1 protein-coding gene and 1 pseudogene are annotated in these 2,134 nt (G+C 34.3%); both read left to right on the top strand.

Translation table 11 applies throughout. From position 1 onward, the window contains the following. The coding region (locus C6H17_RS11340; RefSeq protein WP_418904715.1) for a bacteriophage T4 gp5 trimerisation domain-containing protein at window positions 1-564 on the top strand (564 nt) is incomplete at its 5' end. Between the two features lie 178 nt (window positions 565-742). Continuing rightward, window positions 743-2,134, top strand: a pseudogene (locus tag C6H17_RS11335) (TIGR02594 family protein); the annotation flags it as partial.

Raw genomic sequence — 2,134 nt, 5'->3', positions numbered from 1 at the left:
TTAAAAGATGTAAGAGTTGGTGCAGAATACCTAACTAATGTAGCCCTAAGCAAAGATACTATAGTAGGCTTAAGCAATACCTTAAATGTAGGTGTAGATAATAAACTTAGAGTAGCTAAAGATAGTAGTGAATATGTTGGGGGAGATAAGAGGGTAGAGGTTGGGGGGAGTAGCAAAGAGGAAGTGGGAGGGGATAAAACAGAAATCATAGAGGGAGATAGTAAGAATCACATCAATAAAGGATATGGGCTTTATGCAACAAATGGCATTAGTCTAAACACGCAACAACAATTCAATCTTAGCTCAAATAATTATATTATTGTATCAAGTAATGAGGATTTAAGCTTACAAACTAAAAAACAATTGACACAAACTGCGGATTCTAGCTATACTAATATAGAATCTAATTGCGAAGTGCAAGCTGGCAATCAAATAACTCACCAAGTGGGTGAGACTACCATAACCGCTACTTCAGATTCTGTCATCATCAAAGCTGGCGGAGTAGAAGTAACAATAGATTCTAAAGGATTGATAGTCAAAGGTGGAGAAGTTAAGAGTGAGTAGAAAAGAGATAGAATCTAAAAAGGTAGAGTGATGAGTGAAAAGCCCAAGAGAGAATAGAGAATCTAAGGAGGTAAAAGTGAGTAAGGTAACACAGGAATACAGAGAAACAAGAAAGTCATAGAATGAGAGTAGAATCAAAATGAAAACAATAGCTGCAAATAGAATATAGGGCATTATAATGAGCAAACTTGAAGCACTAACAATTCATACAGCTCACAACACCCTCAAGCAAAGTAGTGAAATGTTGCTTTATGATACATTTAAATTATACTTCGACATAGACTTAGAGAATGATATACAACACATTAATGAGAGCAAAGAGGCTTTAGATACTTTTCTTAAGGATTGCAAAAATGACTATATACAAATTTTACAAAATGACATCACTCAAGAGAATCTAAAAACACTCCAAGCCTCAAAAGAATATCTTGCTTTATTACACATACAATATTGTGGTGATAGCAAGCAAGTATTTGGCAAAGGCTTTAAAGAAGCACTCAAAGAGCAATCCCGCCTTAAGCTTTGGTATGAGATACGCTATAATAGTGGAAGCACAAAAAACAAAGACATAGCCCTAAGACGCTTTAAGCAATCTAATCTCTTTGGACTTTATGAAAATAATGATATTAACAATATAATACTCCAACCTCTTTATGATAGCACACCTCTTACAAACAATCTCAATCAGTACAAAGTTAGCCTTAATGAAGCTATAACATTCTTTACATTTTTAAACATTGCAAAACACCCGCAATCTCATACATACTATACTAGCATTATAAGCTTAGAAGCAGCAATAAAGAAGTATTTTACTAATAATGACTTCCCACAATCTCAAAGCCTAGATTCAATCACACAAGCCTTTTTACACACAATGAAGCAATATTATATACAAGAGCATAATCCAAGCCTTAGCATAGGAAGCATTTATATCATACAAAAGTCTAAAAATAAACCAAATGTGATAGATAATATCGCTACAATCAATAAAAGAATGTGGCAAAACAATGCCTCTACCTTTTTTGTCTTTTATCCCGAGCATATTTCAGATATAGCATTGCAAATAAGACAAAAGCCTAATTCTCTACTCTATCTTATCGTATGCAAAGATACAAAGATTGATTGCGCTTACTTGGAGAGCACTTCAAAGCTATATATGAGTGATTTTAAGGATTCACAAAGCACCAATTATTATCTAGGCACAGAGATACAACACAATACACAATCTACACAAGAAAATACATATCTTGAGCTAGAACCAAATGGCAACGACATAGCCGATACACAACAAGAGTATATCTTTAAAAATGCAGAGCCTATACTCACCATAAACAAACACCAAAGCAATATCTTACTATATAACATAGGCTTTGCCAAACAAGGTAATAGTATTTCTAACGAAATAAGCAAAGATACAAAAGTCAATAAACTTGGCATAGCCCTAAGGCTAAAAGACAACAAAGCGCATTCTACCGATTGCTCTAAAGAGGGTAATTTCACGCTCCATATTAATGAACTCTATATCTACTGCTCTACCCAACACTCCTCTATCCCAAACACTCACACAACA

Source organism: Helicobacter rappini (assembly GCF_900198625.1).
In the GTDB taxonomy this organism is placed as follows: Bacteria; Campylobacterota; Campylobacteria; order Campylobacterales; family Helicobacteraceae; genus Helicobacter_A; species Helicobacter_A rappini.
The sequence above is the reverse complement of the archived record's forward strand: the minus strand, read 5'-3'. Positions and strand labels throughout refer to the sequence as shown.